This is a genomic window from Parasedimentitalea huanghaiensis (assembly GCF_009753675.1).
In the GTDB taxonomy this organism is placed as follows: domain Bacteria; phylum Pseudomonadota; class Alphaproteobacteria; order Rhodobacterales; family Rhodobacteraceae; genus Parasedimentitalea; species Parasedimentitalea huanghaiensis.
In genome coordinates this window covers 1-25,926 of sequence record NZ_WQLV01000027.1, presented here as the reverse complement: position 1 = coordinate 25,926, position 25,926 = coordinate 1, and the positions used below count along the sequence as shown (strand labels likewise).

Sequence of the window (25,926 nt, the reverse complement as noted above, 5' to 3'; positions counted from 1 at the left end):
CTTTCACGTCCTGAAACCTTAAACAGCGGTTTGGTATCCGTCCAAAACACGCGTCAGATTGATCCCCAGACTATCGCTGAGATAGCCACCTTCTTGCACAAACAGCACTGGCAGACCAAGACCCGCCAATGCAACACCAATGCGGGCAAAACCGTCTTGCGTCACTGCCAACCCTTGAAAAGGATCATCAATCGAGGCGTCCAGCCCCAATGCAACAACCAGTACATCCGCACCATGCATCGACACCCGCTCAAGCGCGGTTCCAAGCGCCTTTAGAAAACCCTCGTCATCAGTACCGCGCGCCAAAGCCAGATTGAGATTACAACCAAGTCCACGACCCTCGCCGCGTTCCTGCGCATGCCCCCAAAAGAACGGATAGAACCGATCTGGATCGGCATGAATTGATGCCGTCATCACATCGTCCCGTTCATAAAAAATGCCCTGAGTTCCGTTGCCGTGATGGACATCGACATCAACAATTGCTGGGCGCAAACCAGTCGTGCGCAAGCGTTCTGCCGCGATGGCGGAGTTGTTGAGAAAGCAAAATCCACCGGCCATATCGCCAAACGCATGGTGCCCTGGAGGGCGCGACAATACATAGGCTGACTGGTTGCCGCCAATCACATGATCCGCGCCAGTGATTGCCGATTGAGCCGACCAATAAGCCGCTTCCCATGTCCCTTGTGCAATTGGGCAGGCGGTATCGGCCTGATGATAGCCCGATTGGCCGGTCGCGGATTTAGGGTAGCCATCGTTGCGCCGCGCCGGGTGAATATTGGGGATCACCTCGTCCCCGGCACCATCAATGTATTGCCATCGGCGGTAGATATTTTGCAGAAAGGTCAAATATTCCGATGTATGAACCGCAGCTATCGGACCAAGCCCGGCATCATCGGGTGCCTCAAACTCACAACCTGCCGCTTCTGCTCCGCCCTGCAGAACCTCTATACGTCTGGGCTGTTCCGGGTTTGGTAAAATTTTGCCATTGGCCATGAAGTGTTTCGGATCATGGTGCCACTGTCGGTTGTCAAGTATCGCTTTCATGTGCCTGTCCTGCTCGTTTATTTCTCTAGATCGCAGTGCGATCAGCACCTTTCAGGCCCAACATTTCGCGGGCCTGATTTGGGGTTGCGACTTCGCGACCCAGTTCTTCGACAATCCGCCGGATCTTGAAAACTTGTTCGGCGTTGGTTTTGGCCAAAATTCCACGCGATATCATCAGGCTGTCTTCTAGGCCGACACGGACATGTCCGCCCATCGTGGCCGCCATAGTGATCAACGGTATCTGGTGGCGGCCTGCCGCCAGAACCGAGAACATGTAGCTCTCTCCAAACAACTTGTCGGCGATTATTTTCATATGCATCAGGTTCTCGGGGTCTGGCCCCATTCCGCCTAGCACCCCAAAGACAAATTGAATAAACAGTGGTTTCTGCACCAGCCCTCGATCCACAAAGTGTTTGAGCATGTAGAGATGCCCAATATCATAGCATTCAAACTCGAACCGTGCCCCCCGTTTAGTACCCATCTCGAATAGTATGCGGGCCATGTCACGGGGGGTGTTTTTGAAAACCAGATCATCTGAGTTTTCTAAGAACGGCTTTTCCCAATCGTGCTTCCAATCGGTGATGCGTTCTGCTGCGGGATAAAGTGCAAAATTCATGCTGCCCATGTTCAGGCTGCACATTTCTGGTTCTGCCCGTTTTGGTGCAGTCAGCCGATCATCCAGAGTCATGGTGGCACTTCCCCCTGTCGAGATGTTGAGCACCGCGTCAGTTGCCTGTTTAAGCCGGGGTAGAAACGCCATAAAGTCCTGTTCACGCGAAGAAGGTTGGCCGGTCTTAGGATTGCGAGCATGAAGGTGCAAAACCGATGCCCCCGCCTCAGCGGCTCCCAGCCCATGTTCGATAATTTCATCGGGGGTGATTGGCAGATAGGGCGACATCGAAGGCGTGTGAATTGAACCGGTAATCGCGCAGGAAATCAGAATTTTGGTCATGATTATCCTGCCTTCAGGTCGGCATGAATATCTTGGCTGAGCTGCACCATACTTGCGTCCATGCAGTCCATGATTTCGTCAATATGTTGGTCATTTATGATCAGCGGGGGGCAGACCAGAATATGATCGCCCTCTGTACCATCCCGCGTTCGCCGGGAATAAACGATCAGCCCACGTGCATAGGCCAAATCGACAAAACGTTGGTGGGCATTCAAATGGGTCGGAAGCGGTGCTTTGCTCTCGCGGTCGGCCATGAACTCAAACGCCGTCAATAACCCCTTGCCGCGGACATCACCGATCAGCTCATGTTTCTGCATCAAGCCGCTAAGCCGCGCCAACAACCTGTCGCCCATCACAGTGGTGTTGTCACAAAGCCCCTGCACCTCAATTTCATTGATCACAGCAAGACCAGCAGCACAGGCCAGTGGATTGCCGGCATAGGTAAAGCCATGCGCAAAGCCACCCGCATCCAGAACAGATTCAACCAGTTGTTGCTTGGCAATCACCGCCCCCAATGGCATATACCCTGCCCCCAACCCCTTGGACATCACCACGATATCGGGTTGGGCAGTCCAGTGACCAGATCCCAGAAACTTACCTGTTCGGCCCGCACCGGTCATCACCTCGTCCATGATCAACAAGATGCCGTAACGATCACAAATTTCGCGGATCCGTTCCATGTAACCACGTGGAGGCACCAAGGCACCAGTTGACGCCCCTCCTATTGGTTCAACAATGAAAGCCAAAACGCTATCGGGGCCCTCGGTTTGAATTTTCGTCTCGAGCATATCTGCATAAAAGTGACCGGTGTCTGGGTCCTCTGCATCCAATCCATCAAGATAGGCGCGTGGAGCAGGTATTTTAGGCATTTCTTGCATCATGGGTACAAAGGGTTCGTTCAGTGGCCTGTATCCCGTGACAGCCAGTGCGCCCAAGCTACAACCGTGATAGCTGGGTGTGCGTGAAATCACTTTCCAGCGGCTGCTTTGCCCTGTCGAAACCGCATGCTGGCGTGCCAGCTTCAACCCGGTTTCTACGGCTTCTGAACCTCCTGAGACAAAGAACACCTTGTTCAATCCGTCAGGCATTAGATCCGTAAGTTTGGCCGCTAATTGCTCCGAGACTTCGGTTTCGAAGTGCAGCCTGTAACCAAAGGTTGATTTCTCCATCTGGCGGCGCATCGACGTCAGTACATTTTCATTCGAGTGACCAATATTGCAAACCATGGCACCAGAAGAGCCGTCCAGATAACGTTTACCTTCTTGGTCCCACATATAGACACCACGGGCCTGATCCAGAACGGGTTTACGCCCATGTGCCTGATAAAAAAGGTTGCTCATAGTCTGCTTTCTGGTTTTAGGTCGCGCCTTTCCTGTTCAAAGTTCCAGCGTTGCGAAACCAAGTTTCTCGCTGACAAAGCACCAAAGGCGATCTTGCTGAAAGCATGCTAGAGGAGATAGTATAGTTCAAATAGATAATAGAAATTCCAGATATTGAGAGCGGCTATGACCCAGAACTCCCCACAATTCGATCCTGAACGTATTGCACGGGAGCTAGACTGGAACCTGCTGCGTACGTTTGTTGTGTTGGCCGAAAGTCATTCTGTTACTGATGCGGCAAGTCAATTGCGGCTCAAACAGCCGACTGTGTCAACTGCCCTGAAACGGCTGGAAGACCGGCTTGGACGCAAGTTGATAAACCGATCACCCGGTCACTATGCCCTAACCGAAGCAGGACGGTTGTTGTATCGCGAAGCAGTAGAGATCAATGGCTCAGTTTTACGCCTATCGACACTCATGCGTGAAATGACCGACGATGTGCGCGGGCACGTGCGTATCGCGATGGCAAGCCACGTAGTAAGCCCGCTAATTGATCAGGCTTTGGCAAAATTTCACACCGCACATCCCCGCGCCACGCTGACCATCGATGTGCAGTCGAGTGCAAAGGCCATTGCTGAAGTTGCCGCCAAGCGCGCTTCATTTGCGATCTGCCTTGTCGGGGATCACAACCCCGCGTTGGAATACCGCCGGGTGTTTCGCGAATACTTTGGCCTGTTTTGCGGACCGCCTCACCCACTCTTCAAACGTGAAAATTTGGCAATATCAGATCTTGAAGGCCATGGCTCAGTCAGCTTTGAAACCGACCGGCTACAGGATGTGCTGAAAGCCGTAACGGTGATGCGGGCACAGGTTGCGTTAGGCCAGAAAATCACCGGTGTATCCAGCCATCTGGAAGAGGTTCGGCGTATGATTGTCGCCGGGTTAGGTGTCGGCCCGCTGCCGGTGCATGTTGCCGCTCGCGATGTAGATGATGAGCAGCTTTGGCAGGTCCCACCTTACGAAGACCTGCCTGCAATTGACGTCTATTTGGTCTGGAGTGAGAAGGCAGTCAAGAACCGGGCCGAGCAGATCTTGCTGGATGGCTTGCTGGAAGTCATTGAAAGCACTCCCCTTGAGGATCGCAGCTATAGATAATCAAACGCCTTAGCTTGCCGCCCCAGCCAGATGTTTGCGCAGAAAATTCCGGGTACGCTCATTTTTTGGGTTGCGAAAGATCACGTCAGGCGGGCCTTCTTCGACCACGACACCCTGGTCCATAAACAACACCCGATCACAAACGCTCTCTGCGAACCCCATTTCATGGGTAACAATGATCATGGTCATATCTTCTTCGGCGAGCTTTTTCATGACCAGGTTCACCTCTTCGACCAATTCAGGGTCAAGCGCCGAAGTCGCCTCGTCAAACAACATCACTTTCGGTTTCATAGCCAGGGCTCTCGCAATGGCAACCCGCTGTTTTTGACCGCCTGATAGCTGCGAGGGATAATAATCAATCCGCTCAATCATTCCAACTTTCGTTAGCTGCTCTTCTGCCAGAGCATTGGCTTCAGTATCAGATAACCCCTTTAGCATCTTAGGGGCCAGGGTCACATTTTCGCGCACCTTCAGGTGTGGAAACAGGTTGAAGTGTTGGAACACCATGCCAATCTCTTGGCGCACGTCATTGATGTTCTTTTCATATTGACGATACGGCAGGGACTTGTTGATTTGTTTGTCTTCAAGCCAGATCTCACCACCTGTCAGCGGGTCCAAATCATTGATCGCCCGCAACAGTGTGCTTTTGCCTGACCCAGATGGACCGATAATTGCAACGATCTGGCCACGATCTACCTGCAAGCTGATGTCTTTCAGAACTTCCAGCGTTCCAAAACTTTTCTGAGCGTGGCGGATATCGACAAAGGGATGTGGGTTGCTCATTTTGCTTTCCTTCCCGGTCATCGCGAAACTTGTATGCGGCGTTCTACGTGGCGCAAGACAGCTTCCATGACGAGATTAATGATATAGTAGATGGCAGCCACCAACACATAGAATTCAAACGGTCGATAGGTGCTGCCTATGGCACGCTGAGCAGACAACGTCAGCTCGGAGACACCGATCACTGACACCAGGGCCGAGTCTTTCAGTAAGGCGATCATGTTGTTGCCGATGGGCGGGATCACGTCGCGGACAGCTTGCGGAACAACCACCTTGCGGAGCGTCTGCATCCGGCTCAACCCAAGTGTACGTGCAGCCTCGGCTTGGCCCTTGTCTACCGCCAGAATACTGGTCTGGAACAGTTCGGAGTTATAGACAGCAAAATGTAGGCCCAATCCGATGACACCTGCCATAAAGGCAGGCACATCTATGCCAATCTGCACTAGACCAAAGTAGATCAGAAACAGCTGCAACAGCAGCGGTGTACCGAGAAACAGAAACGAAAATGCCTGAAACGGCCAGCGTATGATCTTGGGCGCATAAAGCGCGATAACAGCTAAAAGAATGCCTCCGAAGAAGCTGACCACAGCGGCCCCAATCGTGATGGCAATGGTCCAAACAGCGCCAAGCAGCACGATATCGAGATATTTTGGTATAACGCTAAAATCTAACCCCATAAGACCTTCCTTTCCCGATCTAAGTGATGCGTGCTTTGCGGTCGGCCAAAGCGACGCCCACCCCGACAATGTAGATGATGATCATGTACAGAACGCCCGCGATCAGAAACATCTCGAAGGGCTTGTAGGTCGACCCGATGTAGCGCTGTGCGGTGTAGGTCAACTCTACCACTGAAATCGCAGCCACCAGCGCGGTACTTTTGATCAGCGCGTTAAGGTTCACCCCAAGGGGGCGGATCATCAGGCGCATCGCCTGCGGCAGGATCACGTTGCGCATAGCCTGCCAACGGCTCATTCCAAGCGTGCGTGCAGCCTCGGCCTGCCCTTTGTCGACCGCTATGATAGCGCCACGCATGGTCTCGGTCATATAGGCACCGACGTTCACACCCAGCCCAATCACCCCAGCTTCAAACGCGTCCAGTTGAATGCCAATCTGTGGTCCGCCGAAATACAGGATGAACAACTGAATTAGCGCCGGCGTGCCGCGGAACAGGCTGACATATGCCGCGCCTAGAAAGCGCAAGACCACAAATCTCGACAGCCGCGCCGCAGTGCCAAGGATGCCGCAGATCAGGCCCAGTACAGCCGTAAGTACCGATAGTAGAATGGTTATCCAGGCCGCTTCCAAAAAGAAAGGAAAGACCCGTTGCATCAGCTCATAGTCCACTGTGGTCTTGCTCCTGAACAGTCACTTAAAAACTTTATCTTGGCAGTTTGGGGAGGTGCAAACGACATAAAACACCGCCCTGCCAAACCGGTAGGCAGGGCGCGGTTTGTACTAAATTAGCGGATGTCGCCACCGACCCATTTGTTGGCAATCTCAACGTAGGTGCCATCGGCCATCATCGCATCAAGTGCAGTCTGCATCGCGGCGGCCAGTTCTGGGTTGCCTTTGCGAATAGCAATTCCTGCGCCGAACTCCTCGGTCTCAAGATCGGTAATCATCACGTAATCCTGACCCGTTTCCTTCATGGCTAGGATTGCAGCAATTGAATCGTTCACAATCACATCCACCCGGCCGTTTTCCAGTTCCAGCAGCAGCTCCGGCAGGCCTTTGTAGGTTCGCACATCATAGCCTTGCTCACGCGCCCATGCTTCGTGGGTTTCCCCAAGTGTCAGGCCGACCTTGGCATCAGCCAGCTCTGTCGCCGATGTCAGGCCACCAGGCTTGGCAAAAATTGCGCGTTTTGTGGTGTAGTATGGACCGACAAAATCAACCACTTCCTCCCGCTCTGTTGTGATCGACATGGAACCCACAATAGCGTCGTATTTATTGGCCAGAAGACCACCGATGATGCCATCCCAGGCAGTGGTGACGATTTCCACCTCAATGCCCATGCGCTTTCCGATCTCAGCACCAATTGCTGGGTCAAAACCAACCACTTCGTTCGAGTCGTTTACAAAATTGAACGGAGGATAGGCACCGCTCATCGCAATACGCATAACACCGGCATCTTTGATCGTGGCCATTTCATCTGCTACAGCAAAACTAGCGGCACTCAGACTGGCTGTGATGGCAAAACCTGCCGCTACCACTGTTTTTATGTATTCCCTACGCGTTGTCATCGTCTTTCCCCTTGTCAGTTTAGGTCAGTGATTTTGTTTCTTTCGCCCTTTCAACCGAAGCCCCGGGCGTTTCGCACGACGCTCGCATACGCCCACCCATTGAGCAAATAGATATCAAGAATTTGAAATATAGATTCTATCTATGGGGTGATGTCACCAACATAGGTTTCACCCTGAACTGAGGCTTACAAAATCACTCTTACAGCACTCAAAGCCTCTTTCAGGTCCAATGTTTGACGACTGTCCACTTCGATCAAGCTCACAATAGCCTCTCGCATCCCAATTGAAGAATTGTGCGCCCCGCCAACCATATCTCTCTCTGAGACTGGATCCGCGAAGATGGGAGCTTGAGTGCAACATCATACACAAGCTCATCTCGAGAATATTCAATCTTTGTTTAACATCAAAAAGGCCAACAGCTCACGTCTTACTCTGCGTGCGACGGCCAAAGCGGTCGCTATCGCGGCTGGATGTTGTTTCGCAGGTCACGTGAAAAATTTTTCTGCGCCCTTTTTCTAAGAACCCAGGCTAACGGACAAAGCGCCACCAAAAGAAGTTTTTCGATAGGTGTACTAAGCTCTAGGAAATCAAGCAGTTGGGTTTTTCGAAACAAACGGGCACGCAATGGGAGACGACTACCGCTTCTAGAGGCGTCATCATTGGCAACACTCTGATCATGAGTACGTTTCAATAAAAAAACTTCGCCACCAGATACGATTTCAGATTGTGCGAGAAAATGGTACAGCGCCAATACATCGACACCGAGTTTGCCCGCCGAAACAATTTCAAAGAAGTCCGCCGGAATTTTATCGCGGCGGAAAATTCCGTAAAACGGATTAGCCTTTCCAATAAGCCCCGGCATCAGGAAATAGCGCAGCCTACGGCCCAGACGGTTACCAGAAAATTCAAACGCTCTATCGTTCGCCGGATGGGTAAGCCTTTTTCCCTCGGCATCAATTGTCATCAAGCGGCCATAGGCAAGGCATGGCCTTTCAAGAGCCAGAGGTAATAGGGCTTCGACCCAGCGACGGTCCCAAACGTCGTCGGCAGCTGCCCACATAAAATTCGACGCTTGGGACTTGTCCAAAACAAAGTGGAAATTAGCGACCACACCAAGGTTTCGGTCCTGCTGGAAAAACCGTATTCGGGGGTCCTGTTTGGCAAATTCTTTTATTATATCTGAGGTGCTATCAGTAGATGCATTGTCCGAGATGATCAGCTCAAAATCGCCGCGTGTCTGCTCTAGAAGCGAGGTAATCGCCTCGGCGATATAAGCTTCCCCGTTGTAGACAGGCATGCCAACACTAAGTTTCAGGTCAGTATTTCTGGTCATTGGGTCAACTCTCTGAAGCCAAAAGAATACCCAGCATTTTTGGATATTTAAGAAATGCCCCTCGAACAAAGTCGAGCGACGCTTGGACCAAGATAGGGCCAAGCGTCGAGCAAGCAAATGTTGTCGTTAGTAGCGACTACCGAACTCGTTTGAGAAAGCCGTCGTGGGCCACGGTAATAAGTAATTTTGCCGGGATACTCTTATCGATCTCAAATTCGGAGTGGTCCTTTAGGTAGTCCCAAACGGCGGTTTTGGGATTGTCACCAGGCCCCCAAGAGCGGTTTGGATATTCATCCGCTGGCATATCCTCAATCAGGGTATCGAACACAACACAGTAACTGCCTACTGATGTAAGAGGGGCGTAGAGCTCCAACTCGGCACGGACATGGTCATGTGTGTGATTGGAATCCAGACAAACCAGAACACGTTTGTAGCCTTCAGCTGCCTTGAGAACCTGAGCGAAAATATCTGCATCGATGCTTGATCCTTCGATCATCTCAATACGAGAGGACATTGGATGCGCCTCAATGGCTTCGCGGTTATGGGCGCGAATGTCGATATCGATGCCAAGCACTTTACGCTTAGACTTAGAAGGATCCATCATCTCACCGGACTCGATCGCTTCAGACATATCCAAAAGGGCCAGGATAGATGCACTAAAGATAAGTGAGCCACCATGCGCAATGCCGGTTTCGATGATCAGATCCGGCTTGACGCTCCAGATCAACTCTTGCATCGCAACGATATCCTGAGGGTATTGGATGATCGGACGGTCTTGCCAATGGAAATTATATGAGTACTTCGGCTGGGTCGTTGCCTGCAGAAATCCCAGTGCCATGTCGTTCAGTGGCTTATTTTCCATCATGTCCGAGATGCGGTCTGCCATCTCTTGCTTAAACTCAGTCATTTCCCACCTCAACATATGTAAATTGGTCGTTTGATATCTTCCGAATCTCCTCGCAGTAATTCGGGTTCATAACAAGGACTCTTGTTGACTGCGGAAGCGTCGGCAGAATGTCCTCAGGCGCACAAACGCGTAACCCAGTTCCCGCCAAAAAGCGGCCCTGCTTACTTGGATTAATATCGATGACAGCCTCAACTGGAGAACCAGCCCGTTCACGTAACAAGGAGTAAATCACACCTTTTGAAGCCCCCCCCCAAACAACATCACGTTTCGCAGGGATCGCGGCACTATTTTCCAAGGATGCAGTAAAATCTTCAGGAAAACTCACCTGAGTGTCCGGATCAAATTCTGGTGGGCGCAAACTCGAAAGATCACCAATAACATAGAGATATTGCCCTCCAAAACACCGTCCGATCGCGGTTACCTTACCGAACATTTTATGAAAGTCAGACAAACGGAAATAGTTAACGTGCTCGTAAAAGATATCAAACCATGACCGCCCGTCGCATATCCAGTCAAAGCATGGGACTTCGATGTAAATCTGACCTCTACCACCATTAGCATCACGCAGATCACATAGAAACGAATATGGATCCTCAATGTGTTCCAAAACATGGCGCAGAACGAGCCCATTAGCTGAGAAACCCAAGTCTGGGCCGAAATACTGCTTCTGGATTAGAGAGCTGTCTCCTTCGTAAGTGGGATCGAAACCGGTAATCGACGCGCCGCGTTCCGCCAACATTTCCAGAAACGTTCCTTTGCCACATCCCACCTCAACCAAATCATCAAGCCCAATTTTTTCGGAAATTAGATCAGCAGCCCAATTCAGATGTTGGCGGAACGGCACACTGTTGGCCTGTTCATTTTGATAGGAGGGATCATAGTCGACTAGGGCTGGATCAAACGCAGCGTTTCGTATCAGTCCTGACGTCAAATCCTCGACGATACGGATGTCGCCCCGAGGGCAGGTCTGTGCTTCTTGGGCACTGTTATACATGCGGTTCTGGAAGACAGGGAAATCATCTTGTGAATACAACAAACGAGTTTTTGCGGGCTGTGTCATTTTGAAGTTTCCATTCTTCGGCCAACTACAATCGGCGGATCTGTTAAATTGTCCGGGCGCGCCCCAAATTTGAGCAGGTCGCGACGTCCATATTGATCTGCAATTTCTTCTGCAAGTGCTCGAATGGTGACGCCTTTCCCCCCGCAAATGTTTGTCGCGCCAACCCTCTGGCTGGTGATGTCCTCTACCAGCAAGTCCGCAGCGACCTCAACATTCAGGTAGTCCCGCACCGCAGTCCCACTGCTCAACTCAGCGGTCTGTCCCTTGCTCAGTTGACTGTGTAGATACGGGACAAGTCGTCGATCATCCTCGCGGGCGCCATAAAGATAGAACAATCGAGCCCAGAGGAACTCTACATTTGTTGTCGCAAACCAAGATTTCAACATGGTAAATGCGGCGACTTTAGCCGCGGCATACGGCGTTGTGGGCGCGAGCGGGGTATCGACCGACAACTCGGCTGCTGTCAGGTCATATTCAAAACAAGTACCGACTCCCACAAACCGTGAAAGTTTGGAAATTGCGGCACCTTTCGCCATCGAAAGTGTTCCAGCCAGACAATCCAAATTTCGACTTGAGGTCAGGTATTTTCCCGGCTCAGCGTACCATGCAAGATGCACGAACGTGTCGAACTCCGCGAGCGTGCTAGCCCACCATTCTGGCAACTGTGAAAAAACATCGTCACAGTGGAGGACATGAGTATTCAACCCGTGCAACCTATTTTCTGTTCCTGGACGGACAATACAAGTTAGGTCGTGGCCAGCAGCGGCAAGTTTTTGTGCAACTGGTAAACCGACAAATCCTGTAGCACCGGTAATCAGAATTCGGCTCAATCCGACACCTCCAGCTGTGGCACCGCTGTAACAAAACGCGTTCCAAGCGCAGCAAGGTCACTACATTGAACTTTGACTTCAGCGGCGATATTCCAAGGCAAAATGACCAGATAGTCAGGACGGTTTTCACGCAATGCCGCAGGTTCCAAAATCGGGATATGGCTTCCAGGCATAAGTTTGCCAATTTTTGCAGCAGCAGCGTCACATATATACGGAACGAGATCAGGACGCACGCCAGCATAATTCATGATGGTGTTCCCTTTGGCTGCAGCGCCGTAGCCAGCCACTGATTTCCCTTCAGCCTTCGCTTGTAACAAGAACCTGAGAAAATCGTTTTTCACGTCGTCTGCTTTTGACTGGAATGACAGATAGTAATCATCGAGATCCATACCGGCCGAATGTTCCCGCTCAATGAGAGCAGCAACCGAGGCGCATTGCATATGCTCCGCCGAGTCGATGCACCCAAAAATGCGCAAGCTACCACCATGTGTCGGCAATTCCTCGACGTCAAAAATTCGGAGCCCCGCGGCAGCAAAGACCCGATTGACCGCAAACAGAGACAGGTAGGAAAAATGCTCATGGTAAACCGTGTCAAATTGGCGAAGTTCAACCAAACGCATCAGATGCGGGAACTCAAGTGTGACCACCCCTTCCGGCTTAAGGGCCGCCTTTAGGGCTGCGGTAAAATCGTTGATATCGGGCACGTGTGCATAGACATTATTACCTGCGATCAGATCTGCCTTATCCAAAGAGCCCACGAGGTCCATGCCGAAGAAGTCTTGCAACACTGGAATACCTTGAGCCCGAGCGGCGGCGGCTGTGCTTTCAGTCGGTTCGACACCGAGGCAAGGGATGCCCTTCTTCACAAAGTTCTTCAGCAGATAGCCGTCATTTGATGCAACTTCCATGACGTGGCTGTCTGCCCCTAAACCAAACCGCTCAATCACCATGTCAGCATAGCGCGCCGCGTGATCCAGCCAGCCTTGAGATGTCGATGAGAAATATGCGTAATCGTCGGTAAACAGTGCATCAGCTGCGGCGAAATCTTCGGTCTGTACGAGACGACATTCTCCACATGCCAGCAGCCGTAACGGAAACGTCAGTTCCGGTTTTTGCAGATCCTCCGGCTTCAAATAGGCGTTTGAAGGTGGCGCAAAACCAAGATCCAAAAACCGAATTTCCAGTGGAGCGGCACAATGGCGGCAGAGTTGCGTCATAGCGGCAAGATCTCCGTTAGGGTTGGCAAGTTTTTGTCCCGATCGGACAGTTGTGCAAGTGGCAACGGCCAATTGATTTCCAATTTGCTATCCATCAAGTTCACCCCTCCTTCTTGTTCCGCTGAATACGGTTGAGAATGGAGATATTGTAGTTCGGCTTCGTCTTCCAGTGTTTGGAAGCCGTGAGCAAAACCCTCTGGAATGTAGACCGAATTTCGGCGGTCAGCGTCTAATTCTAGACCGACATGTCGGCCGAAGCTACTAGATCCTTCGCGAAGGTCGACAATGACATCATAGACCCGCCCTCGAAGACATCTTACCAGCTTAACCTCAGCGGCGGCACCACGCTGAAAGTGGAGACCGCGCAACGAGCCGGCGCCACGGGTAAGCGAGATGTTCATCTGCGCCCAATCGGAGTTGAGGCCGTGATGAGAAAACTCTTCGTCACAATAAAACCGTGAGAAAAAGCCACGCTCATCGCCACGCGGCTCCAGAAGCACTTCAAAAGAGCCTGCGAGCGAAAGTGGCTTGAAAATCATAGCCCACCAAAATCTGAAAGTTGAGCAGCCGTAATGTCGATTGCAGATTGGCCGCTGCCTACCGCGCGATACCAGTTGATAGTATGCTTGATGGTTTGTTCAAACGTCCATCGAGACCTGACCCCTAGAAGAGTCTCGCATTTAGCAGGATCAAGACTGAGGAGCCCGGCTTCATGTACTGCATCCTCTGGCGACGCATCCACCCATTGTCCGGGCCAATGCCGCAACGCCTCAGTCACCAAATCACCGACCGGGCGCGCATCTTTGGGATTCGGTCCAAAATTAAACCCTGACTGATACACCGGGTCGTCTGAAGACCAGAGCTTTTCTGCTAGAGCAAGATAGCCTGCCAACGGCTCCAGAACATGCTGCCACGGCCGCACCGCGTTGGGATTACGGACATCAATTGGCTGTCCGCGTTTTAGCGCCCTTACAATATCAGGCACAATCCGATTAGCAGCCCAGTCGCCCCCGCCGATAACGTTGCCAGCGCGTGCCGAAGCCATTCTAATGTCAGTACCACCCAGAAAAGATCGCCGCCAGCTCGAAACCGCTATCTCCATCGCCGCCTTGCTGGCGCTATACGGATCGTGCCCGCCAAGAGCGTGCTGTTCGTCATATGGCTTGCCATCTTCATGGTTTTCGTAAACTTTGTCAGTCGTAACCATCACCACCGCGCAGCGGCCAGTTAAGTTGCGAAGGGCCTCCATGATATGGACCGATCCCATGACATTCGTTTGCCAAGTTTTTAATGGAGTGGCATAGGATTCTATGACAAGTGGCTGCGCTGCCAAATGAAACACGACATCTGGCTCAACCTCGGCAACCCGTCGGGCAACCAATTCTGCATCCCGAATATCGCCAATCATGTGGTCTACCAGCGTTTCGACCTCAAGCTGGTCAAAAAGTGCAGGAGCTGTGTCAGGCATCAAGGACATACCTGCAACATTAGCCCCCTGCCGTTTCAACCAGAAAGACAGCCAGCTCCCCTTGAACCCGGTATGCCCCGTGACAAGAACGCGCTTACCGTCCCAGAAGTTACTCATTTCCAGGTTTTCCATGGCGCCTGTCCAGTTGCCCAAAGCTCCTCCAACGTGGTTCTGTCACGCAAAGTATCCATCGACTGCCAATAGCCACTGTGCTTCCAGACTGACAACTGTCGTTCCGCAGCAAGCGTTTCCAAGGGTTCTTTTTCGAACACGGTTTGATCGTTCGCTATCCGGTCAAGAACAGCAGGTTCGCAGACAAAAAAACCGCCATTTATCCATCTTCCATCACCTTCGGGTTTCTCATGAAACTGTGACACCAAACCGCCATCTATGGCGAGTCCACCAAACCGACCGGCAGGCTGTATAGCGGTCACCGTCGCCTCACGCCCATGCCCGCGATGGTGTTCGAGCTGCGCAGTCAAATCAACATCACTTACTCCGTCACCATATGTCAGACAGAACGTCCCATCCAGATGATCCGCAACGCGCTTGATCCGCCCCCCGGTTTGCGTTGTTTCACCGGTGTTGACCAAAGTAATCTTCCAAGTTTCCGCCCGGCGGGAATGGATTTCCATCCCGTTGGTTGCAAGATCAATAGTGACATCTGACATGTGCAAGAAGTAGTTCGCGAAATACTCCTTGATCATATACCCCTTGTAACCACAGCAAATCACAAATTCATCTATTCCGTGTTCGCTGTAATGTTTCATGATGTGCCAAATAATGGGCCGCCCACCGATTTCGATCATAGGCTTGGGCTTAAGATGTGACTCTTCGCTAATGCGTGTCCCAAACCCCCCCGCAAGTATAACCAATTTCATCGCTCGATAACCTGTCATTCAATGCGTTTGTATACTGGGTCACAATAGAGCGATCATGGCCTTGATTGTGCAGCTATAATGCACCTGATCGCCAGTATTGTAAGCACCCAGTTTTTCCACCGCTCTCTACCTTTTTGTGTGAAAAAATGCCAGCAATATTTCACCCGAAGGTGGGGCCCGTCTTCGTTCAGGAGCCGTTCACGGATTTCCGGATCAGTATCCTTGGCACACAGGTGTGTAAAAAGCTGTCTTGTTTCAAACTGGGCATCTACGGCAGATCAAGGAAGACCGGCGAGCTCAAGTGAGATCAGCCCTCCTCTATACTAGATTTGCCTCGTCCGACAAAAGGAGTTGTCTGATCAAAGTCTCAGATTGTGCGATCCAGGGAATGCAACGACTATATATTCGTATATAAGATTAGGACAATCGACCAAACCCAGGCCGCGTTAAGCTGAGTGCCTGTTTGGATCGGCTGAACTCCTCCTCCCCCCTATATCCAACCAACTGCATTCCGTTTCTACCCAGGCCCTGACGGCTTCAGCGATGGACTCTCTGGGTTGTCGCCCATTTGGCTCGAACCAATGGCGCCTTCACTGGGGCAATTCCGACCTGTAGTAGGCAGGCACCCCTCGCAGGGCGAATAGATCCGTCAGAGCGTCGATTACTTCGGTCGATTTCAACTTTCGTTTCACACGGATCGAAAGACATTCCTGGCTGTGTTCATCTTAAGTATTGAGCACCTAACGGCTCTGCCATTGTCTGTTCTGGGGGTAGGAAGCTATACGACCAAACCTGATTGCAGAGCTCAGATTACCGTCGGGTGCAATTAGACGATGCAATTCTGATTTTAACATTAGGTTTACTCGGTGAGCGCCACGATCATAACCTGCGCAACGGCGCGGTCTTCGGGGCAGTCACTTTCGTCCATGCAGTCATAGATGGGCCTGAGTAATGCGATGGCGTCCTCTGTACGGCCAGCGTCACGCCATAGACTGGCAAGGTCGATGGCGGCGCGCAGTTCCCACATCTTGGCACCTTGGCGGCAGGCAACATCAAGGGCTGCTTGGAGGTGGTTTTCAACCGCTTCCAGATCGTTGCCTGCTTTGGCCAAACTTGCCCGCAACCGGTGAAGATCCGACAACGGCCATTGCTCACCCGTCTGTATGATCATTGTGTGGGCCCTGTCGACCAGGCCAACTGCCTGATCTGTTAAGCCCATGACTAATAAGGCCCGAGAAAATTCAACACGCAACGCAGGAATGAACATTTTGAATTTTGTTGCACCCAACATGTCATCCGCACTGATAAACCGTTGCAAACTGGATTTGTCGCCGGTTCTCGCCACCAAAATCTCCTTGATCATCAACGCGATAGAAAACCACAAATTCAGACTATGTTCCTCAGTGATCGGGAGGAGTTTGGCCACACAGCGCTCTACAGTCACATAATCACGGTCCGCCAAGCTAAATATGGCTCGGATACACAATGCATAGCAGATAGTGTTGACGTGGTTAGTGGTTTCAGCGAGCAGCTCTGCCTTGTCCGCATTGCTCCGGGCGTCGCGGGAATGGCCAAGTGTAAGCTCATTGAGAGCAATAAAAATATGAAGAGATACTCCAATGTCCTGGCCGAACCGAGCTCCAAGATCTTTGTGCTCGATAGGATCAAAATGTGTCAATGCAACATCCAGAAAATGGCGCGCCCTGGGAAAATCACCCATTAGCCAGCACGAAGCGCCGGCGATCCGGTTGGCGACCATCAACGGGGCTGTTTCAGGTGATTTTTCTGCCTGAAGGATCAATTCTTCCGCACGTGGCCATGCCTGTTCAAGCCGCCCGCGCGCCGCCATTCCGATCCACAACCCGTAAAGAATTGAATACCGTACTGGTGTCTCACCAACCCTGTCTGCCAAAGTTAGCGCATGCTCGAATGCTGCCAAGGTTTCGTCGGCGGTATATCCTTTGCGTGCTAGCAGTGTCATCCCAAGCTGAACCTGGAGTGTCAGCGCGCGCTCAAACACGGTGGTGTCACCAGTTTCCAATTGCGGTGTTATCAACCTGATTGCATGGCTCAGATGTAAGATGCTTTCATCAAAAGCCGGGCGTGCAATGGCGACTTTGCTCGCAGACTCCCACAAATCAATGGCTCGTTCTATTTGGCGAGAGGACTCTGCATGGACGGCGAGAACCTCGGGCGCAATGTCCACATCATTTTCCAGGGCTGCCAATATCTTGGTGTGAATACCGCGACGACGCTCTTTCAGTAAGCTTTCATAGGCCGCATCGCGGACCAGCGCATGTTTGAAAAGATATGTTGCCTCGGGTGGCAGCCCACGGCGGTAGATCAATTCAGCCTTGATCAGACCGTCCAGAGCTGTCGTTAGCTCGGTCTCCGGCAAAGGTGATATGTTTGCCAGCAGATGGTGATCGAACGCACGTCCGATGCAAGCTGCTGTTTGTGCGACTTCCTTGATGGGTTGCAAGCGATCCAATCGTGCCATCAGACTGTCATGCAAGGTGTTGGGAATTGCCAATGTATCAAGTGGGCCATCCAAAACCAGCCGATCATTTTCAACCCTGAGAACTCCGGTTTCCAGTATCGTTTTGGTTAGTTCTTCGACAAACAGTGGTACTCCATCGGTTCGACTGGCGATGATATCGATGACTTCATCGGGCAAGGACTTTCCAGCCGTCAGCTTGTCCGCAATCGCAGCAATCTGATCCCGGCCCAACCGGTTGAGTGCAAACCGAGTGACAATGGGATGCCCGCCAAAGCCGTATTCAAAGTTCGGGCGTGCAGTGGTCAAAAGCAGAATGGGTTGACCGGATATTTCTTCAAGCGCCAGATCCAGAAATTCCAAAGTCGTCGGGTCAACCCAATGCAGATCTTCAAAAACCATAAGGAGCGGTTTGGCCTGCGCCTGCCCCTTCATCAACCGGACCAGTGTTTTCATGGTACGGGCACGTTGCTGGGCCGGCGACAGACCTAACACACCGTACCGTCCGTCCCCATCGAGTCCCAAAAGCGGCGCAATCAGCCCCAAGGTCTCGGCATCGGAGCCGATCAAAGCCTCCAGCTTGTCCAATCGGGCCTCGACATCATCGGTCGCCTTGAACCCGGCGGCGTACGAAAGCTGCTGTATAATCGGATAAAATGCACTGTCGGTATGATAAGGCGAGCACTGATACGTCATGCGAATGTGATCATCCTGGGCTATGGCATCGATCACCGCACGGGTGATGCGCGACTTGCCAATACCAGCCTCTCCACTAACCAAAACCATTTGCCCCTGACCGGATAGGCTCTTGGACCATCGCTCCAGCATCAGTTCGGTTTCCCGCTCACGTCCAACAATTGGGGTCAGCGCACCAAGCTGGCGCGCCTCGAACCGGTTTTGTTTGGTATTCTCGCCGATCACCCCAAAGGCCTCAACCGGTTCGGCAATACCTTTCAGATCATGGCTGCCAAGCGGGTTCAACGTGAACACATTTCCCAGCAGGCTGAGCGTCTCCTGCGGCAGAACAATCTGATCAGGCTGCGCAACCCCCTGAAGCCGCGCCGCCAGATTGGGAGTTTCGCCGACAACAGCAGCCTCTTGCGTTGCGCCGCTCCCGATTAAATCCCCAACAACCACGACACCGGTCGCGATCCCAACACGCGACGCTAACGCCACACCATCCGGCCCGACAGATCGTTTGACATTTGCAATGATGTCCAACCCAGACCGCACCGCCCGTTCTGCGTCGTCTTCGTTGGCATTGGGCCAACCAAAATAGCACAGCACACCGTCTCCCATGAACTTGGCAACAAACCCTTCGTAGCGGGCCACAACACCCGCGACAGTGTTCTGATACCCGGTGATCACCTCGCGCATGTCTTCAGGATCCGTACCCACAGCCATTTCCGTTGACCCAACCAGATCGACAAACATGACCGTCAGATGACGGCGTTCAGCTTCCAAAACCGGCGAAGGAGGATTTACCTGGGATGTGGGTTTCGCTTTCTGGACCGGTGTCTCTGGCTTGGAAACGTCATCACCGCTATTCAGCCGCTGAATTGCCGCCCAGACCTTACGACGAGGTCCCAGCGGCAACCCAAGTTCTTTCAGGTCTTCCTCGACGAGCTCCGGAAGGATTTCAAAGTCAACTTCTGCATCTTGAAAGGCAGAGATGTACTTCTCCACTCCGAGCTGTGTCAGCCAATTAGAAACATCAGACAAATCAAATTCCCTACTACAAATTGCAATTCAGGTCGCGTGCTTTTGGGTCCACGGCAAAGAAACTAGCCCAAAGTCAAAAAACTGGTGGTCTTTTGTTTGCATTCAATTCGGCTGCTACCTCTATTGCTAGCCTGTGCGCGAAATTATGCATTTTAGAGGACAGGCTAAACCGAAACGCAGCAAACTGCGCGCTCTACCCAGTGATGACCGCAAGTGCGAGGCCCCCCCCCTCACGGCGGAACCCAGCTTGCGTGGCATAAGCGGATCCGCACCTTCGACGTTTTCAACCCTTTTCCGACACTCGCGACCATGGTGCTCAATGGCAGGACAGAGCCGCTGCAGACAAACAAGTGGGCCGGTGTTAAAATGATTTAACCAAACGCTTCCCTGTTGTTTTTTTTCGCGGAGTATTGCTCTGTCCAACGCCGATATTGTGCTCAAGCCGCCTTTCAAAATGGCTACACTTGGCGACGTGGACGAAATCCTCCCACTCGCCAAATCAACCGTGCCCGGATTTGTCGAGCATCTTTGGTCTAGATTGGCCGAAGGCGATGAAACCAAAGAGAACTTTGGACGCCGGGCACAAAGCGCATTTATCAACGAGGGTAATACGATAGTCGCCGATGTTGATGGCAGGATTGGAGCGATGCTGATCTCTTATCAGATGGCAGATTCACCGAACCCACACCTGCCGGGCATGGATGATATGCTCAGGCCGCTGTTGTCACTGTTTTCGAAAGCAAAAGGGTCCTGGTACTTGCATGGAATTGCGACCGCCCCCGAATTCGTTGGCAGAGGTTTGGCATCGCAATTGATGGACATTGCCGAGTATCTCGGGAAATCAGCGCGCAGGCCCAATATTAGTCTTGTGGTCATCGACACCAACCCAACCGCCATTCGGTTTTACGAAAAGCGGGGCTATACAACCACCGCCGTAGAAGCTGTTATCCGCAAAAATTGGAAAACTTATGCCAAGAATTGGTTGCTTATGGAAAAGGCACTGCACTGAAAATCACCACTAACGAAATAAGTTTTGCATCCGCAGTACAGCCCTTCATTGGTTGACGTGGTGCCATTGTGCAGCGAACCTTGGCGTTATCCGCTCAACAGCATTTCGTTTCTCACTCTTGCCTGTGAAAGCAGCTGTTCACCGTATACTCAATCTCTTCCGGCTTCGGTTGTTTGATCGCCAATCAAGGTCCTCCGCTTTCCTAGTAAAAGGCGGTTCGTTTCTTCCGCTGAGACATCGGGCTCCACAAATCTGTCTAAGGGCAGTCCAATTGGGCAACTCTGTAGAACGACCAATCCCTCGACACCCCAGCAAGTCTCACAACCAAGGATATAGCGTATCTGGGGAACATATTCTTGAAAACGGCATTAAAATCGATGAACGTCGCTTCAAATAAAATGAAGATTTGCGAAATTTTAGGCTAAATTGACCGACTTGGAGTTTAGAATGACAACTGCTGATGAACATAAAAATGCCAAAGCCAACAGCATCACGATCTACGTAGATGTTAGCAACGAACCAAAGGCCGGGACAAAATCGCCTATTTCGATCCAAATATTCGGGGAACGCTACACCACAGGTCGCATTATGCTTCAGGATAATAGCTTTGAGCCCAAAAAGGAAAGTGGTTTCAGGTTCGATCTGCGGGTCGATCCATTAGATGACGCGGCCGACAACAGTGAGATGTCCTATGACACAGGTGTACCGCTCGCTGTAAAGCTGGAAAACCACGGCGACGATGCGATCAAGGTAGACAATGTGCGCCTGATGTATCGGTTCAAAGACAATGATCCAAACGATGCACATTATAAGTTCCCCTTTGAAAATACCGTGCTGGGGGAGCCTGGTGATTTTGGCGAAGCTGATGTCAGTCGGGTAGGTGTTTCCTATTTGGGTCAGGGAACACGTTTATCCAATGGTGACGCGGTCTCGCGCACGATGAAATATCAGTCCAAAGGTTACCTGTGGACCAACGATTCTGACTCAGAGCACACGCAGAGTTTCTCAATCCAAGAAACGATATCTGCCACTGTGTTCGACAACGCTATTCGCACTGATAGCCAAACCAATACACTGACACTCAGCGCATCCGCCGAGGCCAGTTTTGGCGGGTTTGGCGGATCAGCCAGCGCTGAGAATACAGATGAAGAAACAGTCGAAGAAAGTCGAGGGTCGGGCACAGAAGTTGAAAAAGAGATGACTAAAGCAGCTGAGCAGACGTTTACCATCGGTCCGAGGAAAACGGTCTTTGCTGTCTGCGATCTGTATATGGACCTAACAGGAAAAAAATATGACCTCCCTGATCTTACCTTGGAATTTGTTAAGCCAGTTGGATTGGATGTCAGTATGGAAGCAAGCAGCATTTATGAGGGGGATTCAGTCGCGGATATTGAGAACAGAATCCAAAATACTGCACACAAGGCGATGTTGAGAGAGCTCTCGGGTCCTTAGGCCGCGTCAAGCTCTGAAGGTAAGGGACCAAGCCGCGATTTTCAAACGGGGTTACTTCCTGCGATGTATCGAACTTTTCGACTTGCGTACCTCTTGGCTCAAGGTCGAACAGTTCAACCGTGTTGAGATCCGACATGACCCCTCGTTGGAGGGTTGCCACAAGCCTAAATTGGCAAACCTGCCAACCGGGCGATCAACTCCAGTGAATTGCGCGCCTCGAATTTGTCTAACAATCGCGCCCGGTGTACTTCGACAGTGCGTGGAGAAATGTCCAAATCTCGCGCTATCTCTTTACTGGTCAGGCCTTCCGCCATCATTTTAGCGACTTGCCGTTCCCGTGCGGTCATATCTGCTATTGGTCGATGGTCCGAAATATCTGCAAAACTCCATACCGACCGTGCGAAGGGTGTTTGCGGATCCATCGACTGTCCGCGCACCCGGCACCAGAAATGCGCCCCGTCACGGCGGCTCATGATCCGTTCGTCTTGATATTCACCTGAGCCATGCATCTTGCGTAGGCCCAGATTGCCAATGCGCTCATATTCTTCGATTGAGGGGTATAACTTAGATAGAGAGTGCCCGTCTAACTCGCCATTCCGATAGCCAAACATCTGCGCAAACCGTGGATTGCTCCGTCGGATCACACGGTTTTCAGCATAGATCAAACCAACTGGTGAATGATCAAAGACAAGAGTTTCGAGATCGTCTTTCATAGAAACCTACGTATTTTCACGGATCATCTTGTCGCACATGCCCCGCTACCCTGCAATCAAAGCAGTGGAGGGACTTATGGACGCAAAGATTGTTGGTTGGGGGCACACCCCCTTTGGCGCGCTGGATATGGGGTTCGAAGAGCTCATACAGACCGCAGCGGCAGAAGCGATAGAGAAAGCCGAAGTAGATCCCGCTGAGATCGACGGAATCTGGCTGGGGCATTTCAACAGCGGCATGGTGCCGGATGCCTTTGCCTCCTCTCTGGTTCTGGGCATGGATAATCGTCTGCGCTTCACCCCCGCAACCCGTGTTGAAAACGCATGTGCCTCTGGCTCGGCAGCGGTCTACGCAGCACGGGATGCAATCCGGGCGGGGTCCGCGCGGACAGTGCTTGTGATCGGTGTGGAAAAGATGACAACGCTGGATACCAAAGGTGTGACCAAAGCGCTGGCTGGGGCCTCATATCAGGGTGAAGAGGCAGGCGTTAGCTTTCCCCAGATCTTTGGCCGTATTGCCGATGGGTATTTTCAGGCCTTTGGTGATCAATCTGAAACACTGGCCCGGATTGCGGTTAAGAACCATGCCAATGCTCTGTCAAACCCATTAGCGCAGATGCGTCGCGAGGTGAGTTTTGACTTCTGCAACACCCCAAGCGACAAGAACCCCTTGATCGCACCACCCCTGCGTCTGACCGATTGCTCTTTGATCTCAGACGGGGCTGCCGCTCTGGTCATGGTGGCAGAGGATCGCGATGGCTTCGCGCATGCCGCAGGGTTTCGTGCCGCCCGTCAAGTCAATGATGTGCTGCCTATGTCTCGCCGTGACATGACCCAACTGGCTGGTGTGGCCCGAGCCTTTGAGCTGGCCTATGAAGATGCCGGGATTACTGTGAATGACCTTGATCTGGCCGAGGTGCATGACTGCTTCACCATTGCAGAGTTGATGATTTACGAGGCCATGGGACTGACCCCTGCGGGCCAGGGTGCCAAAGCTGTTGCAGCTGGGACTGTGATGGCGGATGGCGCCTTGCCGGTGAACCTATCTGGCGGGCTGAAAGCCAAGGGGCACCCTGTCGGCGCAACTGGGGTATCCATGCATGTATTGGCGGCACAACAGGTGACCGGCCAGGCCGGAGCATTGCAAAAACCTGGTGCTGAATTGGCTGCTGTGTTTAATATGGGCGGCTCTGGTGTTGCGAATTACTGTTCGATCTTGGAGCCCCGCTTATGAACCCAGCTGAATGGCTGCACCGCACCGCGCGGGCGAAAGGGGACAGCCCCGCGCTGTTAATTGGTGAAACGCTCGACATGGACTACGCCCAATTTCGCGACGCCGCAGCACGCCTTGGTGCGGGTTTGGCGGCGCGTGGCGTGTCAAAAGGTGACAGGGTTGCGATCTATATGGGCAACCGGATTGAATATCTGATTGCCATGTATGGGGTGTGGTTTACAGGTGCTGCGGCCATTCCGATCAATGCCAAACTGCACCCGAAAGAAGCGGATTGGATCCTTGAAAACGCAGCGGCCACATTGTGTTTGAGCGACGACAAACTTGGGCCTGACCTCGCGACACCGGCGATATGCGTGGACGATCAGGACTGGGCCGCGCTTTTGGCTTCTGATCCGATGACGCGCCCCGTGTCACTCGACAGCGATGACATGATCTGGCTGTTCTACACCTCCGGCACCACCGGTAAGCCCAAGGGTGTGATGATGACTTGTGGCAATGTCGCATCGATGACTTATGGGTACTTCACCGATGTGGACGAGGTCTTTGCAGAGGATGCCATCCTCTATGCCGCGCCTATGTCGCATGGCGCAGGGATCTATAACTTCATGCATGTGATCCGTGGCGCGCGCCATGTCGTCCCTGAAAGTGGTGGGTTTGAACCAGATGAGATCCTGTCATTGGGCAAGTCCATTGGCCGCATCTCGATGTTTGCCGCCCCAACCATGGTGCGCCGTTTGGTAGATCACGCCAAAGCGACAGGGCAAAGTGGCGAAGGGTTGCGCACCATCAGCTATGCGGGCGGCCCTATGTATGAGGCCGACATCCTTGATGCGGTCGAAACACTGGGCACACGGTTTGTACAAATCTATGGCCAAGGCGAGTGCCCGATGGGCATCACGGCCCTTACCCGCCACGATGTGGCTGATCGCACCCACCCTCGATGGCGCCAACGGCTCAATTCCGTTGGTACCGCCCAAAGCGCAGTTCTGGTACGCATTTTTGATGAAGTCGGCCAAGAACTTCCACCGGGCGAAACCGGCGAAATTGTGGTGCGCGGCGCCACCGTGATGAAGGGATATTGGCGTAACCCAGAAGCGACGCAGAACACTATTCGCGATGGTTGGTTATGGACTGGCGACATAGGGTCAAAAGACGCTGATGGCTACATCACCATGCAGGATCGCTCTAAGGATATGATTATCTCGGGTGGGTCCAACATCTACCCCCGCGAGGTCGAAGAGGTGCTGCTCTCGCATCCCGATATAGCCGAAGTTGCGGTGGTTGGCCGTCCAGACGCCGATTGGGGCGAAGAAGTTGTGGCCTTTGTAGTCGGCACAGCCGCACCCTCCGCACTCGACCAATTATGCCTTGATCAGATTGCACGTTTCAAACGGCCCAAGGAGTACATTTTCATCCAGAAGCTGCCGAAAAACAATTACGGCAAGGTGCTTAAAGTTGACCTGCGCGCACGCCTGCAAGTGTGCGTCGGCAGAGTTTTTGGGTCCAAAGGCAGCCTAAACTAAGAGAAAGTTTGGCTCATCTGGTTGGTTTGATTATGCGGCGTGTTGCCTGTGATGCAAGCGGCGCGTTTCGAGTGTCTTTTGTTTGATCCTTTCTCGCTGTTGTAGAATGGCTTTGTCCCGTCCGAAGTAGACGTCGGCAGGTGTGATGTTTTTCAGGCTCTCGTGGTAGCGCTGGTGGTTGTAGTGGTCGACGAAGGCTTCGATCTGGGCTTCGAGATCACCGGGCAGGAAGTAGTTTTCCAGCAGGATGCGGTTCTTCAAGGTTTGATGCCATCGCTCGATCTTGCCCTGTGTCTGGGGATGATATGGCGCTCCGCGTGAGTGCTTCATGCCTTTGTCCTGCAACCACTCAGCCAGATCGCCCGAGACGTAGCTGGAGCCGTTATCACTGAGCAGGCGTGGCTTGTGGACGACATGAACCTGGTCGCAACCTGATGCCTTCAATGCCAAGTCCAGCGTGTCAGTCACGTCCTCAGCCCTCATGTTCCCCTCTCGTGCATGCTGCGCATACACTGGACCTGTCGCGCTTTCGTGCCGCCCCAAGTGCTCGTTTAAGCCACCATCCGTTCGAAGGCGACTGGGCTTTTCCA

The 25,926-nt window shown here is 52.3% G+C and carries 23 protein-coding genes and 1 pseudogene; 5 read left to right on the top strand and 19 right to left on the bottom strand.

Going from position 1 to position 25,926, the window contains the following annotated elements:
• Positions 1-18: 18 nt before the first annotated feature.
• From GO984_RS22755 to GO984_RS22745, 3 genes are read right to left on the bottom strand one after another with little or no spacing between them, the layout of a single operon-like run.
• Positions 19-1,044, bottom strand: coding sequence for a histone deacetylase family protein (locus GO984_RS22755; protein ID WP_157024837.1), 1,026 nt, complete (start codon positions 1,042-1,044; stop codon positions 19-21).
• 25 nt (positions 1,045-1,069) lie between these two features.
• The gene (gene kce, locus GO984_RS22750) at positions 1,070-1,996 is read right to left on the bottom strand and encodes a 3,5-dioxohexanoate:acetyl-CoA acetone transferase (RefSeq protein WP_157024836.1); all 927 of its coding nucleotides are present in this window, start codon (positions 1,994-1,996) and stop codon (positions 1,070-1,072) included.
• Positions 1,997-1,998: 2 nt separating this feature from the next.
• On the bottom strand, positions 1,999-3,336 hold the full coding sequence (locus GO984_RS22745) for an aminotransferase family protein (RefSeq protein ID WP_157024835.1): 1,338 nt from the start codon (positions 3,334-3,336) through the stop codon (positions 1,999-2,001).
• A 165-nt stretch (positions 3,337-3,501) separates the two neighbouring features.
• Here GO984_RS22745 and GO984_RS22740 point away from each other — a divergent pair, with 165 nt between their 5' ends.
• Entirely contained in the window at positions 3,502-4,470 is a 969-nt protein-coding gene (locus tag GO984_RS22740) for a LysR family transcriptional regulator (RefSeq protein WP_157024834.1), read from the top strand.
• Between the two features lie 9 nt (positions 4,471-4,479).
• On the opposite strand, the gene GO984_RS22735 is transcribed toward GO984_RS22740, so the two are convergent.
• The 14 genes and pseudogenes from GO984_RS22735 to GO984_RS22675 all read right to left on the bottom strand — a co-directional run bounded on the left by GO984_RS22735 (position 4,480) and on the right by GO984_RS22675 (position 19,408).
• The gene (locus GO984_RS22735; protein WP_157024833.1) at positions 4,480-5,253 is read right to left on the bottom strand and encodes an amino acid ABC transporter ATP-binding protein; all 774 of its coding nucleotides are present in this window, start codon (positions 5,251-5,253) and stop codon (positions 4,480-4,482) included.
• 17 nt (positions 5,254-5,270) lie between these two features.
• A complete protein-coding gene (locus tag GO984_RS22730; RefSeq protein WP_157024832.1) occupies positions 5,271-5,927 on the bottom strand; it encodes an amino acid ABC transporter permease in 657 nt (218 codons plus the stop codon).
• A 19-nt stretch (positions 5,928-5,946) separates the two neighbouring features.
• Positions 5,947-6,594 carry an ABC transporter permease subunit gene (locus tag GO984_RS22725; protein ID WP_167740485.1) on the bottom strand — a complete coding sequence of 216 codons (648 nt, stop codon included), beginning with the start codon at positions 6,592-6,594 and terminating at the stop codon, positions 5,947-5,949.
• A 116-nt stretch (positions 6,595-6,710) separates the two neighbouring features.
• Positions 6,711-7,493: a transporter substrate-binding domain-containing protein gene (locus GO984_RS22720; protein ID WP_157024831.1), complete on the bottom strand. Its 783-nt coding sequence runs from the start codon at positions 7,491-7,493 to the stop codon at positions 6,711-6,713.
• A gap of 457 nt (positions 7,494-7,950) precedes the next feature.
• Complete coding sequence (locus GO984_RS22715) at positions 7,951-8,826, bottom strand: glycosyltransferase (RefSeq protein ID WP_157024830.1); 876 nt, start codon at positions 8,824-8,826, stop codon at positions 7,951-7,953.
• Between the two features lie 136 nt (positions 8,827-8,962).
• A complete protein-coding gene (locus GO984_RS22710) occupies positions 8,963-9,733 on the bottom strand; it encodes a cephalosporin hydroxylase family protein (protein WP_157024828.1) in 771 nt (256 codons plus the stop codon).
• Positions 9,726-10,793: a class I SAM-dependent methyltransferase gene (locus GO984_RS22705; protein ID WP_157024827.1), complete on the bottom strand. Its 1,068-nt coding sequence runs from the start codon at positions 10,791-10,793 to the stop codon at positions 9,726-9,728. Before GO984_RS22705 ends, GO984_RS22710 begins: the two co-directional genes overlap by 8 nt.
• Positions 10,790-11,623 carry an NAD-dependent epimerase/dehydratase family protein gene (locus tag GO984_RS22700; RefSeq protein WP_157024826.1) on the bottom strand — a complete coding sequence of 278 codons (834 nt, stop codon included), beginning with the start codon at positions 11,621-11,623 and terminating at the stop codon, positions 10,790-10,792. Before GO984_RS22700 ends, GO984_RS22705 begins: the two co-directional genes overlap by 4 nt.
• Positions 11,620-12,840, bottom strand: a complete 1,221-nt coding sequence (locus GO984_RS22695; RefSeq protein ID WP_157024824.1) for a class I SAM-dependent methyltransferase — start codon at positions 12,838-12,840, stop codon at positions 11,620-11,622. Before GO984_RS22695 ends, GO984_RS22700 begins: the two co-directional genes overlap by 4 nt.
• Complete coding sequence (gene rfbC, locus GO984_RS22690) at positions 12,837-13,379, bottom strand: dTDP-4-dehydrorhamnose 3,5-epimerase (protein WP_157024823.1); 543 nt, start codon at positions 13,377-13,379, stop codon at positions 12,837-12,839. The genes GO984_RS22695 and rfbC overlap by 4 nt, the downstream gene beginning before the upstream one ends.
• Positions 13,376-14,440 (bottom strand): CDP-glucose 4,6-dehydratase, encoded by a 1,065-nt coding sequence (gene rfbG, locus GO984_RS22685; RefSeq protein ID WP_157024822.1) that lies wholly within the window; start codon positions 14,438-14,440, stop codon positions 13,376-13,378. Before rfbG ends, rfbC begins: the two co-directional genes overlap by 4 nt.
• On the bottom strand, positions 14,422-15,189 hold the full coding sequence (rfbF, locus tag GO984_RS22680; protein ID WP_157024820.1) for a glucose-1-phosphate cytidylyltransferase: 768 nt from the start codon (positions 15,187-15,189) through the stop codon (positions 14,422-14,424). Before rfbF ends, rfbG begins: the two co-directional genes overlap by 19 nt.
• Positions 15,190-15,791: 602 nt before the next feature.
• Positions 15,792-15,996 (bottom strand): annotated as a pseudogene (locus GO984_RS23750) (IS3 family transposase); the annotation flags it as partial.
• 52 nt (positions 15,997-16,048) lie between these two features.
• Positions 16,049-19,408 carry an AAA family ATPase gene (locus tag GO984_RS22675; protein WP_157024819.1) on the bottom strand — a complete coding sequence of 1,120 codons (3,360 nt, stop codon included), beginning with the start codon at positions 19,406-19,408 and terminating at the stop codon, positions 16,049-16,051.
• Between the two features lie 472 nt (positions 19,409-19,880).
• On the opposite strand from GO984_RS22675, the gene GO984_RS22670 reads away from it, so the two are divergent.
• Complete coding sequence (locus tag GO984_RS22670) at positions 19,881-20,417, top strand: GNAT family N-acetyltransferase (RefSeq protein ID WP_167740484.1); 537 nt, start codon at positions 19,881-19,883, stop codon at positions 20,415-20,417.
• Between the two features lie 447 nt (positions 20,418-20,864).
• Positions 20,865-21,869, top strand: a complete 1,005-nt coding sequence (locus GO984_RS22665; RefSeq protein ID WP_157024817.1) for a hypothetical protein — start codon at positions 20,865-20,867, stop codon at positions 21,867-21,869.
• 164 nt (positions 21,870-22,033) lie between these two features.
• Here GO984_RS22665 and GO984_RS22660 read toward each other — a convergent pair whose 3' ends face one another.
• The gene (locus GO984_RS22660; RefSeq protein WP_157024816.1) at positions 22,034-22,582 is read right to left on the bottom strand and encodes a LuxR C-terminal-related transcriptional regulator; all 549 of its coding nucleotides are present in this window, start codon (positions 22,580-22,582) and stop codon (positions 22,034-22,036) included.
• A 76-nt stretch (positions 22,583-22,658) separates the two neighbouring features.
• On the opposite strand from GO984_RS22660, the gene GO984_RS22655 reads away from it, so the two are divergent.
• Both GO984_RS22655 and GO984_RS22650 read left to right on the top strand, forming a co-directional pair.
• Entirely contained in the window at positions 22,659-23,813 is a 1,155-nt protein-coding gene (locus tag GO984_RS22655) for an acetyl-CoA acetyltransferase (protein ID WP_157024815.1), read from the top strand.
• Complete coding sequence (locus GO984_RS22650) at positions 23,810-25,336, top strand: AMP-binding protein (RefSeq protein ID WP_157024814.1); 1,527 nt, start codon at positions 23,810-23,812, stop codon at positions 25,334-25,336. The genes GO984_RS22655 and GO984_RS22650 overlap by 4 nt, the downstream gene beginning before the upstream one ends.
• A gap of 30 nt (positions 25,337-25,366) precedes the next feature.
• Here GO984_RS22650 and GO984_RS22645 read toward each other — a convergent pair.
• Positions 25,367-25,926: integrase core domain-containing protein (locus GO984_RS22645; protein WP_245231227.1), on the bottom strand; the 560-nt coding region annotated here is incomplete at its 5' end.

Coding starts and splice junctions, on each gene's coding strand:
- rfbF (WP_157024820.1), bottom strand. CDS start 15,189: ATGAAATTGGTTATACTTGCGGGGGGGTTTGGGACACGCATTAGCGAA.
- GO984_RS22665 (WP_157024817.1), top strand. CDS start 20,865: ATGACAACTGCTGATGAACATAAAAATGCCAAAGCCAACAGCATCACG.
- GO984_RS22695 (WP_157024824.1), bottom strand. CDS start 12,840: ATGACGCAACTCTGCCGCCATTGTGCCGCTCCACTGGAAATTCGGTTT.
- rfbC (WP_157024823.1), bottom strand. CDS start 13,379: ATGATTTTCAAGCCACTTTCGCTCGCAGGCTCTTTTGAAGTGCTTCTG.
- GO984_RS22735 (WP_157024833.1), bottom strand. CDS start 5,253: ATGAGCAACCCACATCCCTTTGTCGATATCCGCCACGCTCAGAAAAGT.
- GO984_RS22655 (WP_157024815.1), top strand. CDS start 22,659: ATGGACGCAAAGATTGTTGGTTGGGGGCACACCCCCTTTGGCGCGCTG.
- GO984_RS22740 (WP_157024834.1), top strand. CDS start 3,502: ATGACCCAGAACTCCCCACAATTCGATCCTGAACGTATTGCACGGGAG.
- GO984_RS22720 (WP_157024831.1), bottom strand. CDS start 7,493: ATGACAACGCGTAGGGAATACATAAAAACAGTGGTAGCGGCAGGTTTT.
- GO984_RS22745 (WP_157024835.1), bottom strand. CDS start 3,336: ATGAGCAACCTTTTTTATCAGGCACATGGGCGTAAACCCGTTCTGGAT.
- GO984_RS22660 (WP_157024816.1), bottom strand. CDS start 22,582: ATGAAAGACGATCTCGAAACTCTTGTCTTTGATCATTCACCAGTTGGT.
- GO984_RS22730 (WP_157024832.1), bottom strand. CDS start 5,927: ATGGGGTTAGATTTTAGCGTTATACCAAAATATCTCGATATCGTGCTG.
- kce (WP_157024836.1), bottom strand. CDS start 1,996: ATGACCAAAATTCTGATTTCCTGCGCGATTACCGGTTCAATTCACACG.
- GO984_RS22755 (WP_157024837.1), bottom strand. CDS start 1,044: ATGAAAGCGATACTTGACAACCGACAGTGGCACCATGATCCGAAACAC.
- GO984_RS22715 (WP_157024830.1), bottom strand. CDS start 8,826: ATGACCAGAAATACTGACCTGAAACTTAGTGTTGGCATGCCTGTCTAC.
- GO984_RS22710 (WP_157024828.1), bottom strand. CDS start 9,733: ATGACTGAGTTTAAGCAAGAGATGGCAGACCGCATCTCGGACATGATG.
- GO984_RS22650 (WP_157024814.1), top strand. CDS start 23,810: ATGAACCCAGCTGAATGGCTGCACCGCACCGCGCGGGCGAAAGGGGAC.
- rfbG (WP_157024822.1), bottom strand. CDS start 14,440: ATGGAAAACCTGGAAATGAGTAACTTCTGGGACGGTAAGCGCGTTCTT.
- GO984_RS22705 (WP_157024827.1), bottom strand. CDS start 10,793: ATGACACAGCCCGCAAAAACTCGTTTGTTGTATTCACAAGATGATTTC.